The organism is Piscibacillus halophilus (assembly GCF_900110685.1).
GTDB classification, from domain to species: Bacteria; Bacillota; Bacilli; order Bacillales; family Alkalibacillaceae; genus Piscibacillus; species Piscibacillus halophilus.
On the sequence record NZ_FOES01000027.1, the window covers coordinates 1 to 12830 of the forward strand.

Annotated in this window: 15 protein-coding genes, 1 pseudogene and 1 other annotated feature; of the genes and pseudogenes, 6 read left to right on the plus strand and 10 right to left on the minus strand. The window is 36.3% G+C overall.

Going from position 1 to position 12830, the window contains the following annotated elements; translation table 11 throughout:
- Positions 1–341 precede the first annotated feature (341 nt).
- Together BMY57_RS11050 and BMY57_RS11055 are read right to left on the minus strand one after the other, a co-directional pair.
- Positions 342–884, minus strand: a complete 543-nt coding sequence (locus BMY57_RS11050) for a GNAT family N-acetyltransferase (RefSeq protein ID WP_091774277.1) — start codon at positions 882–884, stop codon at positions 342–344.
- Between the two features lie 231 nt (positions 885–1115).
- Positions 1116–1367, minus strand: coding sequence for a hypothetical protein (locus BMY57_RS11055; RefSeq protein WP_091774279.1), 252 nt, complete (start codon positions 1365–1367; stop codon positions 1116–1118).
- A 108-nt stretch (positions 1368–1475) separates the two neighbouring features.
- Between BMY57_RS11055 and BMY57_RS11060 the strand changes: the two genes are divergently transcribed.
- From BMY57_RS11060 to BMY57_RS11070, 3 genes are all read left to right on the plus strand, one after another.
- Positions 1476–3053, plus strand: a complete 1578-nt coding sequence (locus tag BMY57_RS11060; protein WP_091774281.1) for an FAD-dependent oxidoreductase — start codon at positions 1476–1478, stop codon at positions 3051–3053.
- 11 nt (positions 3054–3064) lie between these two features.
- Positions 3065–3391, plus strand: coding sequence for a YflT domain-containing protein (locus tag BMY57_RS11065; RefSeq protein ID WP_091774283.1), 327 nt, complete (start codon positions 3065–3067; stop codon positions 3389–3391).
- A gap of 86 nt (positions 3392–3477) precedes the next feature.
- Positions 3478–3822 carry a YflT domain-containing protein gene (locus BMY57_RS11070; protein ID WP_175615814.1) on the plus strand — a complete coding sequence of 115 codons (345 nt, stop codon included), beginning with the start codon at positions 3478–3480 and terminating at the stop codon, positions 3820–3822.
- A 120-nt stretch (positions 3823–3942) separates the two neighbouring features.
- Here the strand turns inward: BMY57_RS11070 and BMY57_RS11075 are convergent.
- Both BMY57_RS11075 and BMY57_RS11080 read right to left on the minus strand, forming a co-directional pair.
- Positions 3943–4477, minus strand: a pseudogene (locus BMY57_RS11075) (GrpB family protein).
- Positions 4478–4691: 214 nt separating this feature from the next.
- On the minus strand, positions 4692–5171 hold the full coding sequence (locus BMY57_RS11080) for a transporter (protein ID WP_423809598.1): 480 nt from the start codon (positions 5169–5171) through the stop codon (positions 4692–4694).
- Between the two features lie 369 nt (positions 5172–5540).
- On the opposite strand from BMY57_RS11080, the gene BMY57_RS11085 reads away from it, so the two are divergent.
- On the plus strand, positions 5541–6068 hold the full coding sequence (locus tag BMY57_RS11085) for a D-glycero-alpha-D-manno-heptose-1,7-bisphosphate 7-phosphatase (RefSeq protein WP_091774347.1): 528 nt from the start codon (positions 5541–5543) through the stop codon (positions 6066–6068).
- Positions 6069–6078: 10 nt separating this feature from the next.
- Here the strand turns inward: BMY57_RS11085 and BMY57_RS11090 are convergent, their stop codons facing one another.
- On the minus strand, positions 6079–7065 hold the full coding sequence (locus BMY57_RS11090) for a serpin family protein (RefSeq protein WP_091774287.1): 987 nt from the start codon (positions 7063–7065) through the stop codon (positions 6079–6081).
- Between the two features lie 37 nt (positions 7066–7102).
- Positions 7103–7313: a binding site (T-box leader), on the minus strand.
- 138 nt (positions 7314–7451) lie between these two features.
- Between BMY57_RS11090 and BMY57_RS16125 the strand changes: the two genes are divergently transcribed.
- Positions 7452–7628, plus strand: coding sequence for a hypothetical protein (locus tag BMY57_RS16125; protein WP_175615813.1), 177 nt, complete (start codon positions 7452–7454; stop codon positions 7626–7628).
- Between the two features lie 239 nt (positions 7629–7867).
- On the opposite strand, the gene BMY57_RS11095 is transcribed toward BMY57_RS16125, so the two are convergent.
- The 4 genes from BMY57_RS11095 to BMY57_RS11110 all read right to left on the minus strand — a co-directional run bounded on the left by BMY57_RS11095 (position 7868) and on the right by BMY57_RS11110 (position 10366).
- Positions 7868–8620, minus strand: coding sequence for a CAP domain-containing protein (locus BMY57_RS11095; protein ID WP_246247599.1), 753 nt, complete (start codon positions 8618–8620; stop codon positions 7868–7870).
- Positions 8621–8744: 124 nt separating this feature from the next.
- Positions 8745–9158, minus strand: a complete 414-nt coding sequence (gene mscL / locus BMY57_RS11100; protein WP_091774289.1) for a large conductance mechanosensitive channel protein MscL — start codon at positions 9156–9158, stop codon at positions 8745–8747.
- A gap of 86 nt (positions 9159–9244) precedes the next feature.
- Entirely contained in the window at positions 9245–9601 is a 357-nt protein-coding gene (locus BMY57_RS11105; protein WP_091774291.1) for a hypothetical protein, read from the minus strand.
- 66 nt (positions 9602–9667) lie between these two features.
- A complete protein-coding gene (locus BMY57_RS11110; RefSeq protein ID WP_091774293.1) occupies positions 9668–10366 on the minus strand; it encodes a CAP domain-containing protein in 699 nt (232 codons plus the stop codon).
- A 199-nt stretch (positions 10367–10565) separates the two neighbouring features.
- Between BMY57_RS11110 and BMY57_RS11115 the strand changes: the two genes are divergently transcribed.
- The gene (locus BMY57_RS11115; protein WP_091774295.1) at positions 10566–11480 is read left to right on the plus strand and encodes a zinc dependent phospholipase C family protein; all 915 of its coding nucleotides are present in this window, start codon (positions 10566–10568) and stop codon (positions 11478–11480) included.
- A gap of 41 nt (positions 11481–11521) precedes the next feature.
- Here the strand turns inward: BMY57_RS11115 and BMY57_RS11120 are convergent, their stop codons facing one another.
- On the minus strand, positions 11522–12823 hold the full coding sequence (locus tag BMY57_RS11120) for an MFS transporter (protein WP_091774297.1): 1302 nt from the start codon (positions 12821–12823) through the stop codon (positions 11522–11524).
- Positions 12824–12830: the final 7 nt, after the last annotated feature.

Genomic DNA, 12830 nt, shown 5'->3' on the forward strand with positions numbered 1-12830 from the left:
GTTTAGCATTAAAAATTGTATTACTCATGTTTAAACACCTCTTTATCGTTAATCCTTACCAGCAGTAGAAATACACGAGACTCCTACGGGAACAGCACGAGCTGAAAATCACCCAAAGTGAACGTTAGTGAACTTTGGGAAGTTGAAGCCGTGCCCGTGGAAAGCGAAGTGTATTTCCACTGCGGCAGATCATAAAATTCTTTTGATAAATCGTCCTAGTTATGACTAATTTCATTATAACAATGAGAGATAATCAACATAACAAAACCCCAGTTAGGAACTTTTTTAATTAGTCCACTAACTGGGGTATAGTTCACTTTTCACAAGACCCCTTGGGGTTTTTATTTTGTTAGAGCATAAACCTTTAAATTTTTATGTTCACCTTTTACATAGAATCGCTTTTTCATTAAACCTTCGTACGACATGCCAACCTTTTTCATCACACGTTCAGAATTCGTATTTTCTTCAAAGCAACGTGCCTGAATTCTAACCAAATCCATCTCTTCGAAACCAAAACGAATGATTTCTCGAACAACTTCTGGCATAATGCCTTGACCCCAGTAATCAGGTGATAATACATAACCAATTTCTGCGGCAGAATGGTGATGTTGCCACCATACAAAGTCAGCTGTACCTATAATTTTTTGATCATGTTTATGATAAATCCCCCAAGGAGCAACTTGACCATCTTCATAACGGCTTTTAGCAAAGCTAATAAAATCTAATGAATCTTGAATGGTTTGATGAGCAGGCCATGTCACGTTTTTCGTCACATCTTCTTGAGAAGCATAAGCAAAAACATCAATAGCATCAGCATCAGTTAATTTTCTTAAAATCGTACGATCCGTTTCTAGTTCTGGAAAAGGGTAGAATACATTTTTCATACTTTGGGCCTCCTCTACTTTTGATTTCTTTCTCTAAATATTTAAAAAACCCTTTAATAAAAAAATTTGAGCCATGAACATCTTGTCCACAGCTCAAAAGTACCGCTTACAAACTCATATATAATTAGGGGGAAATAACCTGTTTCAGACTTTTTCTAATTATTAGAATAACACTATATAGTCCTAGTTCATATTACATAGTCGTTAAATGAATATTACAAACGCGTGACATCAAAAGATGTAAATAGCTAATGCAATAATACTACCAACTATAACGACTGCGTAAATGATTAATAACGATGGGATATTTTTCTTTAATGATGAACTTTCATATTCCCAAGATCGCTTTAATTCATCTTTCGGAGTATCCCCTTTTTGTTCATAAGCCTTAAGTTTATCATTCTCAGTCTTACCAATTAATATGGTTCCTACTAATGTTAAAACAAATAAAAGTCCAATAATGAAATAAATAGATATCGACATGTGAATCCCCTCCACATTTCATTTTACAACAAAAACAAAATACTGAATATCCTTGCGATTGTAACAAACACTAAATTAAAAAGTGTATACAGAAACGGAGGATCAACTATGACTCAACCTCAAATTCCTGATGATTCACATCCAATGTGGTTTGACGAAACAGCTATTCCAACTTTTGAGCCTTTAACCAATGATCTTACAACAGATGTGGTGATTGTTGGTGGAGGTATTACAGGCATTACGGCAGCCTACCTTTTGACTCAACAAAATATTAAAGTAACTTTACTTGAGGCAACTTCATTGTTAAATGGCACAACAGGTCATACAACTGCTAAGCTAACAGCACAGCACGAAATTATTTATAAAGATTTAATTGATAAAATGGGGTATAACACAGCTAGATTATATTACGAAGCAAACATGGATGCTTTAAATCTTATTGATGAATTGGTAACCAATTATCAGATTCCATGTGATTTTGAAAAACAAGATGCCTATCTCTTTTCTACAACAGGTGAATATAAAAATAAGCTTGAACAAGAGTATCAAGCCTATGACAACCTTAATATTAAGGGAAATTTAGAAAAAGAAATTCCTTTTAATATTTCAATTGAAAATGCTTTATCCATGAAAAATCAAGCCCAATTCCATCCATTAAAGTACTTGACTCATTTAGTTGGCCTTATTCAAGAAAAAGGCGGCGAAATTTATGAACAAACGGTCGCTGTAGATGTGGAAGATTCACATGGTGCTGCTGTTGTCGTCACTCGTGATGGATTTCGAGTTAAAGCAAACTATGTACTAGCATGTTCTCACTTCCCATTTTATGAAGGAACAGGTTTGTATTCCACTAGAATGTATGCGAGTCGTTCCTATGTCATGGCCGTAAAAGCAAATAAACCTTATCCGGGTGGCATGTACTTAAGTGTCGATCAACCTGAACACTCGATAAGAAAAGCAACGTACAATGGTGAAGAAATTTATTTAATTGGTGGCGAAGGCCATAAAACTGGACAAGGTAAAGGAATGATGGAGCATTACAAAGCACTAAAACGCTTTTGTGATGACATATTTAATGAAAATGAATATGAAATTTTACATCGTTGGTCAACACAAGATTTAATTACATTAGATAAAATCCCTTACGTTGGTGCGATTACGAAGAAACGTCAAAATGTGTTAATTGCTACAGGTTACCGTAAGTGGGGGATGACCAATGGAACGAATGCGGCGAAACTAATGAGTGACATCGTTTTAGGTAAGATGAACCCTTATAAAGAAGTATTTTCTCCTTCTCGATTCTCCGCTGACCCAAGTTTGAAAAAATTTTTTGTAGAGAATTTAGATATGGCAAAACATTTAATTAAAGGAAAGATGGAAATTCCCCGTACTAAAATTGAAGATTTTAATCCGGACGAAGGGGGTATTATCCATATAGACGGCGAAAGAAAAGGAGCCTACAAAGATAAAGAAGGAGAAGTTCATATCGTCGATACCACTTGTACTCATATGGGGTGTGAGGTGAATTGGAATGAATCAGAGCGATCCTGGGATTGCCCTTGTCATGGGTCTCGTTTTTCCTATACGGGTGAGGTTCTAGAAGGACCTGCAGAGACACCATTGCAGAAGCATGATTTTCATATGGCTGACGACTACAAATTTGATGATCAACGTTCGGGATATTAAGGAGGATTAGGATGACGTTCATAAAAGATTATAAAAATGACCAAAACTTAGAGCACGACATTCAAAAATTACTAAAAAACGGTGTGAGTCAAGATGACATCTATGTTTTAGCCCATGATGACAATCACACTCAAGAACTTGCGCATAGAACTCGAGCCAATACACTTCAATTAGCTCAAGATGAAGGATTTGACCAAAAAGGCGATGAATTAAGAAGCAAATTGGAAGAAGCCGGAGTAACAGAAGAAGGCGCGGAACAATATGAAGCGATGTTAGATCAAGGTAAAATTTTATTAATTGTCAGAGGAGAGCGAGATTTGGATGATCTCCTACAATAATTCATAAACACTCCTGTTAATATGTTTAAGTTAAATCACAAGTGGTAAACAAACTATGAAAACATATTAAAAAGGAGTTGATTGTGATGCCATTTGTTAGAGAATACACGAACGATGAACAACTAGTGAAGGACGTTCAAAAGTTAAAGGAAAATGGAATCGACCAAACTGACGTGTACGTGTTATCTCACGATGATGATCGTACAGAACGAATCGCTAGTAATGCTCGAGCAAACACCATTGGTTTCAGTGAACAGGATGTAAAAAACTTCTTAAGTAATATGTTTAACCAAAAAGGTGATGAACTAAGAACAAAACTTCAGGAAATGGGCTTTAGTGAAGAAGAGGCAAATAAATATGAAGAAGACTTGGACGAAGGCAAAGTATTGTTAATTGTTAATAGTAATCAAGCTGTATCTACGATTATTTAATAGACCACCTCTCCCCTTCCCGATTAATAAAATATTTAAAAATGAGCATTGAATTGTTAGAAGCAATTTAATGCTCATTTATACTAATAAGACGACCAACTTGTTGATCGCCTGCCCACTTTAGTTAAATAGCACCTTATTTATAAATTCTGTTTTTGCTTCGGTGTATCCCTCACGGTCATTATTAAATTCCTGTGCTAATTGTCTCTTAATAGTGACATATTCCTTAACAAGGTGTGCATTAGTTCTTAATATATTTCGAAATTTAAGTTGTTTTTCCCAACGTTCTTCTCCCTCTTGCATTAAATGTAAATGCGCTACTCGTTTTATCGTTCTTAACTTTAACAAAAAATCTTCTCCAAAGCTTTTTATCTAATTCGGGAGGTACATAATGCCAATCGTGTATAGATAAGGTTTCCACTATTTTGTTAGTAAGTTCAAATGATTGAATAGAAGCCATTAAGTCGGTAAGGGGTTTAGCTGGCATATTAGGAATTGCTGTACTACCTATATGTTCCACTTGCTTAACACCAAAAGCTGAAAGTATATTGTAGAGTTCTTCTCTCTCCTAAATACCTTTGTTCTTCCACATTGGGTGTGGCTTTTTTATCTCAATTGTTTCAAATGCCCAAACTGGAATGTTTATATGGTCCATTAATTCACCCTCTTCTTCTCTCACTATCTTACTCGTTAGTTGGATCAAGTTCTCTTAGTAATTTACCATATAAATATTAATTATCTTAAAGTTCCATCAATTTAGATTAAAAAGCGTTACATTTTAGACTACATCTCATATAAAAAAGCAGTTCAATTAAGGGGCACAATTGTACTCCGAAATTGAACTGCTTATTTTATTACGTGAACCCTTTTTAATAGCACTGGAACGATTCAATTCTTCTTAAATCTACACCATAGTAAACCCAGAAGAAACCAGTCCAACGGTAACCAGATACTGAGCGTCTACCGACAAAAGTTGGGAAGAACCAGAATCGTTGACGATTATCTAACCATAAAAAAGTATAGCGATATAAACAACCACGAATCGATCCCGGATCTACCGCTTGAACACCAAACTGTCCACCTTGTTGTGGTACAAATGAAGGTGGTGGCCCTTGTGGCGGTCCGCCTGGTCCTTGACCCGGGAAACCTCCTGGGCCCTGCCCTGGCCCACCGGGGAATCCTGGCGGAAAGCCTCCTGGTGGTCCTTGCCCAGGTGGAAATCCCGGTGGAGGACCTGGTTGTGGACTACCTCCTGGAATTCCTATTATGTTTCCTAGAAAGTTAAATGGGGACCAATCTTGATCATCGTCAGGCTGTCTATAAGGATTCTGTCCATAATACCCGTTCAAAGAAATACCCCTTTCCATCTTAACTTAATCACATAACATATTATGTTTGCATGAATGGTTTGGGTGTCTGTCCTTTATTAAAGCAGGTCAATCACCTATTTTATTATTTTTAAAAATGGTATTATAGACGCCGTGGTGGAGTCGGCTTAATCGTTCTCAAGATATGTTTAAAAATGGACCCTCCTATCAAATACCGGCTTGATTTCTGGAACTTTTATATTTTTACTGTTAGTATAAAAAGTGCTTTAATACTTGTTTATTTTCATATCATTAAAGGAATAGATTAGACTTTAAATCAAGACCCTAAAAATGATAATCAAAATGGGCAAGTTATAAACGAAAGAGACTTTTGGAAGGATGAAACATCAAGTGAATAAAGCTGTATTTTTAGACAGAGATGGAGTCATTAATGAAGTTAAAACCAAGAGGGTTAAATTCGTCAATCGACCTGATGAGCTCTATCTTTTACAAGGTGTACCAGAAGCAATCAAAAAATTAAATGACGCTGGTTATAAAGTGTTCGTCGTCACAAATCAAGGTGGCGTTGGGTTGGGATATATGACTGAAGATGAATTGAACATCATTCATGAACATATGGCTAAAGAATTAGCCAAACAAGGTGCTCAAATCACGGAAATTATGGCCTGCACGCATGCTCCTCATGAGAATTGTTACTGTCGCAAGCCCAATCCTCAAATGATATTGGATTTAATTGAGGATTATGATATCGACATCATGAAGAGTTATATGATTGGTGATCGTGAACCAGATATTGAAGCTGGTAATGCAGCAGGAATCAAAAGTCTAATGGTCGTGGATACAACGCCTGAGGCTTATAAGTGTTTTAAAGACTTAAGCGAAGCAGTTGATTGGATTTTAGAAGATGAAAAAGCTTGAGGAATAGACCTCAAGCTTTTTTATCTCCATAATAGGTTCCCATAAATAAGATTGAATCCAATTCATTATCAACAATCGCATATAAGAATGGACGATTAGCATTAAATGATTTTATTTCTTTAGCTGATTCCTCTACCTCTACAGCTGTGACAGCAGCGGCTTCACTCCCTTGTTCATCAACTTCAATGATAGCTTTGTGAAGAACCCGATTCAACCTTAATCCGCTATTAGAGATTCCTGAAAAATCAGCATCGTTAAAAGCACTGATCATCCCTAATTCTTTTAAGTCATTACTAATATCTTTTACACCATATTCTACATCAAACTTTGGCATTGAGATCATTAAATCTTCAACTTCCTCCGTATCATTAATCATTTGCTTCCAATTTTGGTGGTCTAAGTTTTCTATGAATGATGATAAGGGAGTTTCTTCAGATGGTAATACAACATACATTGAGGTACTTCCTCCAGCATATTCCATTTCTACTAATTGATAATCATCACCTTCCCCGTACTGGACCGTTTCTTCTTTTTGCATCATAGGAAGATGAATCGACTCGTTATTAACAATGAACTCGCGTTGTTCAGTTCGCTCTTCTTTAAACTGCTTACTCCATTCTCCTTTAAAGTAGATCGCATTAATTAAGTACATTTGAACATTTCCCGGGATTGGTTCATTAAGGATTTTTTCGATTAATCCTTCTGTTTCATTTTCAACCCAACCATTGATTTCATTCATAGTATCATCACTGAAGTCCCTTTCAAAAACTTCCGAGTCAAAAACTATTTCATTTGCTTCTTTAAATTCGTCTTTTACTTGTAAACCGTCTCGAAGCCAAATGGAATTAGCAATATTTAAATCAATATCATTTAAAAAGGCTAAATCTCCGTGGTCTTCGAGTTTAGGTTTTTCAATTAACTGCTTAATCTTAGTTATAGATAAGTTATCACTGACTTGAGTGAAAATTTGCTCCGCAAATAATTGCTTTAAATCCATTTATTTCCCTCCTCAAAATAAAAAACTCGCCTCTAAACTAAGAGACGAGTTGTCGCGGTACCACTCTTTTTGTCCATACTGTTTTATGGACCATCTTACTTGTTGATAACGGGTCATCCCCGGCTTTCCCTACTCATTTCAGTCAGCTCCTCCAAAGTGCGGTTCATTTAGATTTCCCTATTAGGCTCACACCACTCCCTAACTCGCTGAAGTTCTATCTAAATTACTCTCTTCATCATCGGATAATTATTTTTACAATATATTAACACAATAGAACACGAAGTCAATAAAAGTTACGACTAAAGACTGAGAAAAATTCAACCTCCGTTCTAATGGTTAATATTACCGTCTGACTTATAATGTAGATGTAAGAAGGAGGAGATAACATGATTCCAATTCCAGATCATAAGTATTTGTTAGATGAACATAAAAAGACAACCAATAAAATCAATCGTGAAGCTTGGAAATATGTAAAAAAAATAAAAGATAAAAAACCATTTGAAAAGCAGTTTTGTTTTTACTTAGGTAAAAAATGGTGCATCACCGTTAGTCAACACTCGTAAAAGATTAATAAAAACTGAGATAACCCCCCAGTCCTACTCACGTAATGTGAGTGGGATTTTCTATACCGTCAATCCTACTGCAAATATTGATTAAAAGTAATCCAATTCGATAAGTTAAAGACCACTTCTAGAATGAAACCCTTCATTTACCGATTGAATATCTTATTTTTGGGTGAAATTTTATATTAAAAAAGCACCCGCCTAAAAGTCGGGTGCTTCTCTTAATCTATTCTATCTATTTATTTACCAATGAACATTTGTGTCCAGTAAGTTTGTCCATTTGCTTCGACGTAGCCAACGCCAATGTGTGTGAAGTCACTGCTTAAGATGTTTTTACGGTGGCCATCACTGTTCATCCAGCCATTCATAACTTGTTCTGGAGAACGTTGACCCTTCGCAATATTTTCACCTGCAGTACGATAGTCAATTCCAAATTGTTGCATCATATCAAATGGTGAACCGTAAGTTGGTGATGTGTGGCTGAAGTAATTGTTTTCTGCCATATCACGTGATTTTTCACGTGCTACATCACTAAGTTCAGATGATGCTTCTAAAGGCTCTAGGCCTTGTTTTTGTCTTTCTTCGTTAACAAGTTCAACCACTTGCTGTTCAAACTCTTGTAATTCTGAAGGTTGTGATTGTTCTTGTTGTTCTTGAGCAGCTGCTTCAGCTTGCTCTTGCTCTTCTTGTTGTGGAGATTCTTCTTTTTCCTCAGCTGGTTGCTGTGGTTCTTCCTTAGGTTCTTCTTTTTCCTCTACTGGTTGTTGAGGTTCTTCTTTAGGTTCCTCTTTTTCTTCTACTGGCTGTTGCTCTTGAGCTTCATTCCAATTAAACTTAGTATCTTGTTGGAACCACATTGAGAAAGGAACTGTAAATTTATATTCGATTTTAGTAGATTGACTATCTTGTTGGCTACTCGCAGCTACTTGTCCAGTAGCTAAAATAATTGACATGATAACTGCCACTAGTACGGCAGTGATTGGTCTTAACATTTTCAAGGTATAACCTCCTTAGATGTCTTGACCCCCTTAAAGCACATTATAACAACTCAATACTAGATTTAAAGAGTTAATATATACCAGTCTATTATCTAAAAGGCAAGGAAGAATGCTGAAACTATTTGATCCTTATTTTTAAGTTGTCTTTCTTTGAATCTTGTTTCTTATCTTCTTTTAATAAATCTCTTATTTCAACCAACACCTCATGATTAGGATGTGGTCCTTCTTCAAGTGATACACTTTCTTTACCCCTTATGTAATTAAACAATTTTATAAAAAGATAAATAGAAAACGCAATAATAAAAAAATCTACGGCAGACTGAATAAAAGCACCATACCTAATAATGACACCATCAATATTTAAGACTAAAAATTTCATGCTTGTCCCGCCGGCTAACACACCAAAAACTGGCATTAATATATCATTAACCAATGAGTCTACTATCTTACTAAAAGCCGTACCTATAATGACCGCCACCGCTAGCTCGATCACATTTCCTCTCATTGCAAACTGTTTAAATTCTTGCCACATGACCTTCACCCTTTCGTTGTTAGATTATATTCAAGGGTGATTCAAGATATCATGTAGTCGAGTAAATTTTTAAACCACATCATAAATTAACGATCGTCGGTTCCTTTTTTAATCTGACGTGACTGATAAACTATTTCAAAAATCGATAACAATAAAGCAAACCAAAAGATCCCACTTGTTAATGATACACCCGGTTCATCTACAGTACCGACAATAGTAAAAATCAAGACCATTGCTGAGATGATTACCGTACTAATGATTTGCCAATTCCTTATCACCTCAAGGGATTCTTCTTTATATTTTTTATAATTTAAGCTATATACGATTATCCCTGCGAAGACCCACGCCACTACATTATGTGGAACACCATCAATAAAATGATCAACAATAAGCAATACGACAACACTCATTAAAATGATATAATCCACTAACTTTAATTCCATATTTACCCTCCTAGCACACTAGATAAAGAAAAACCGAATCACCCCCATAGTGCGATTCGGCTCTCATTATTTCCCGATAAACATTTGCGTCCAGTAATACGTACCGTTATCTTTTATAAACCCTATTCCGATATGAGTGAAATCTTCATGAAGAATATTCGCTCGATGACCGTCACTATTCATCCAACCGTCCATAACCTGTTCAGGGCTTCGTTGTCCCATAGCGATATTTTCACCAGCAGTCAAATATTTCAACCCGAATTCCTGCATCATATCAAAAGGTGATCCATAGGTTGGGGATTCATGACTAAAATAGTCTTGATCAGCCATATCTTGGGATTTAGCTCGTGCAACGTGACTGACATCAACCGAAAATTCAAGAGGCTCAAGCCCCTGTTTTTCTCTCTCTTCATTTACTAATTCATGGACTCGACGCTCAAATTCATGAACTTGATCCTTGTCACGTGCAGTCCCATCTACATCATCTTGAAAAACAGGAACGACATCTGCCTCTTCATCACCATCTAAATACATTGAAAGCATATTAGCTGCACGATTCAATCCATCGATAGACTTCTGGGTTACATCTGCCCAATCTACATTCGTCACCAAATGTTGAACTCGATTGGTGACTTCTTCTATTCCTGAAGTTTCTTCAGAGGTAGCTGTTTCCTGATTACCTTCAGTAAACATCGACTCTGGTAAAGAATTTATAATAAAACCAATGATTAAAATCAAAATGGCATACTTAATTAATCTAAACATGACTCCTGCCTCCTCTTAGGAGATTTTCGTGCTAGTTAATTCTATTATAAAACCGACTAACAACATTTTAAACAAAAACCTCTCTTACTAAACATATACCCTTTATTACTCGATATATTCTGACAAAAATTGCAAAAAGAAGGGATTTTAAAACCTTTCGAGAAACAGTTATGTAATAAGTATTTAAGAAGGTGATGGTATGCCAAACGTCTGGACGCATATTTTATTTTGTGATGATGTGATGGAATACGTTCCAGTGAATTCTAAAATACGTGAGCATAAACACTACTTTAACTTAGGTGCTCAAGGCCCTGACCCATTCTTCTACCATGATCCATGGCCTTGGACAAAACATTCTGAAGTCAATGACTTAGGCTTGTTAATGCATCGTAATAAGTGCGGCGTTGTTCTACAAGATATGATTGAAGGAGCCAAAACTGGAACAAATGAAACAAAAGCCTATACGTTAGCCTTTATCACTCACCACGTATTAGATCGTGTCACTCATCCATACATTCATTACAGAGCAGGCTATGAAGACTATAATCACCAAAAATTAGAAACGATTATCGATACGTTAATGATGGCGAATTTTAGAGATATCAACACTTGGGAGAATCCTGTATATGAAAAGCTCGATATCGGACTAGAGCTCAATTCATATTTAGCTGTTATGGTGGAAAAAATCCTGCTCGACCATTTCGGGGATGATCTATCTTTATATGAAGGGTTTTTTCAAAAATCATATCAAGATATGAAACTAGTTCTTAGAATTGTATATGACCCACACGGTTGGAAATCAAAACTATTATCTAAAATCATCCCACCTATTTCCCATAGACCGATCAATGAGGTAGCCGATTATTTAAATGAGCGTCACGAAATTTGGCATCATTCCGCAACTCAAGAACCGAGCACCGAAAGTTTTATTGATTTATACAAACAAGCACGAGATGAAGCTGTAACCTTAGTAAATGCGATATTACAGTATTGGGAAAATCCTATGGACGAAGCTCGATCAACTGTTATTAATTTGTTAGGGAATATTTCATACGACACTGGACGTCCTTTATCCGAAGGTCACGAAAACAAATATGCAGAACCCATTGTTTAATAAAAACTCGCGCCGGTCATTTTATTCCAGCGCGAGTTTTATTACTTCGCTTTAACTTTGACCCTATCACTTTGATCTTCTAAAGCTTTTGCTTCTTGTTCCCCTTTTTCAATATTCACTAATTGTAATAACACGATTCCAATAACAAAGAAAACAATCAGTGATAAAATTCCAAGTCGACTATTATCTGTGAGTCCTGCTGTAATACCGAACACTGCAGGACCTATGATGGCTGCAAATTTTGATGTAATACCATAAAACCCAAAGAATTCCGCATGTTTATTGTGAGGAATCATCCGGGCAAAAATCGAGCGACTTAATGCTTGCGCCCCACCTTGTACCGTTCCAACGCAAACAGCTAATAAATAAAAATGTAAGGCGCTTGTCATGAAGTATCCTAAAATGACAATGACCACATAAACCATAAGAGCCAATGTCAGCGCTTTTTTTGCCGAAATCCATTTTGCTAGTTTTGAGAAAAATAATGTACAAGGAATACCGACAAATTGAGTGATAAGTAGAGCTGCTATTAAATCATTTTGCCCGATTCCAATCGTTGCTCCATAGAAAGTAGCCATTCGGATAATGGTTGAAATCCCATCGGAAAACATCCAGAACGCAATAATAAAGATTAATAGTTGCTTATAATGTTTTAAAGTTTTAAATGTCTCACCAATTCTACTAAAACCAATCGCTACATATGACTTCGTTCGCTTACCTTGATTAACTACTTTTTCTTCCTTTAAATTTTTAAATAACGGGATTGAAAAGATAAACCACCAAAGACCAACGGATACGAAGGCTAGTTGAGTGGCTTCTTTACTGCTTGGTAAACCGAACCAACTATACTTCATAATCATTAATAAATTAATAGCTAGTAAGATCCCGCCACCAATATAACCGAACGCATAGGCTTTAGTCGACACCCTGTCCATATCATCTTTATTAGTAACATGAGGTAAAAATGCATCATAAAACACATTTCCTCCAGAAAAACCAACAGATGCTATGATAAACAAAAGAGATGCTAATATGTAGTTTCCTTCATTCACTGTAAACAACAAGATACTTCCTGCCATTCCCATATAAGCAAAGAACCTTAGAAATTTCATCTTTGCAGCAGAATAATCTGCGATGGCTCCTAGTATTGGCGCCATGACGGCGACGATTAAAACCGCAATCGATTGGGTAAAAGAATAATAGCTGGTAGCAGCACCTTCAGATAAATTCGCCGCGGCCACACTATTATAAAAGATCGGAAATACAGCAGCCATGATGGTCGTGGCAAACGCTGAATTCGCCCAGTCATACATCATCCAGCTACGTTGCAGTTTGGTATCCATGACATCA

Excerpts from the sequence above, each read along its gene's own strand:
- BMY57_RS11050 (WP_091774277.1), bottom strand. The coding sequence starts at position 884 with ATGAAAAATGTATTCTACCCTTTTCCAGAACTAGAAACGGATCGTACG.
- BMY57_RS11055 (WP_091774279.1), bottom strand. The coding sequence starts at position 1,367 with ATGTCGATATCTATTTATTTCATTATTGGACTTTTATTTGTTTTAACA.
- BMY57_RS11060 (WP_091774281.1), top strand. The coding sequence starts at position 1,476 with ATGACTCAACCTCAAATTCCTGATGATTCACATCCAATGTGGTTTGAC.
- BMY57_RS11065 (WP_091774283.1), top strand. The coding sequence starts at position 3,065 with ATGACGTTCATAAAAGATTATAAAAATGACCAAAACTTAGAGCACGAC.
- BMY57_RS11070 (WP_175615814.1), top strand. The coding sequence starts at position 3,478 with ATGCCATTTGTTAGAGAATACACGAACGATGAACAACTAGTGAAGGAC.
- BMY57_RS11090 (WP_091774287.1), bottom strand. The coding sequence starts at position 7,065 with ATGGATTTAAAGCAATTATTTGCGGAGCAAATTTTCACTCAAGTCAGT.
- BMY57_RS16125 (WP_175615813.1), top strand. The coding sequence starts at position 7,452 with ATGATTCCAATTCCAGATCATAAGTATTTGTTAGATGAACATAAAAAG.
- BMY57_RS11095 (WP_246247599.1), bottom strand. The coding sequence starts at position 8,620 with ATGTTAAGACCAATCACTGCCGTACTAGTGGCAGTTATCATGTCAATT.
- mscL (WP_091774289.1), bottom strand. The coding sequence starts at position 9,158 with ATGTGGCAAGAATTTAAACAGTTTGCAATGAGAGGAAATGTGATCGAG.
- BMY57_RS11105 (WP_091774291.1), bottom strand. The coding sequence starts at position 9,601 with ATGGAATTAAAGTTAGTGGATTATATCATTTTAATGAGTGTTGTCGTA.
- BMY57_RS11110 (WP_091774293.1), bottom strand. The coding sequence starts at position 10,366 with ATGTTTAGATTAATTAAGTATGCCATTTTGATTTTAATCATTGGTTTT.
- BMY57_RS11115 (WP_091774295.1), top strand. The coding sequence starts at position 10,566 with ATGCCAAACGTCTGGACGCATATTTTATTTTGTGATGATGTGATGGAA.
- BMY57_RS11120 (WP_091774297.1), bottom strand. The coding sequence starts at position 12,823 with ATGGATACCAAACTGCAACGTAGCTGGATGATGTATGACTGGGCGAAT.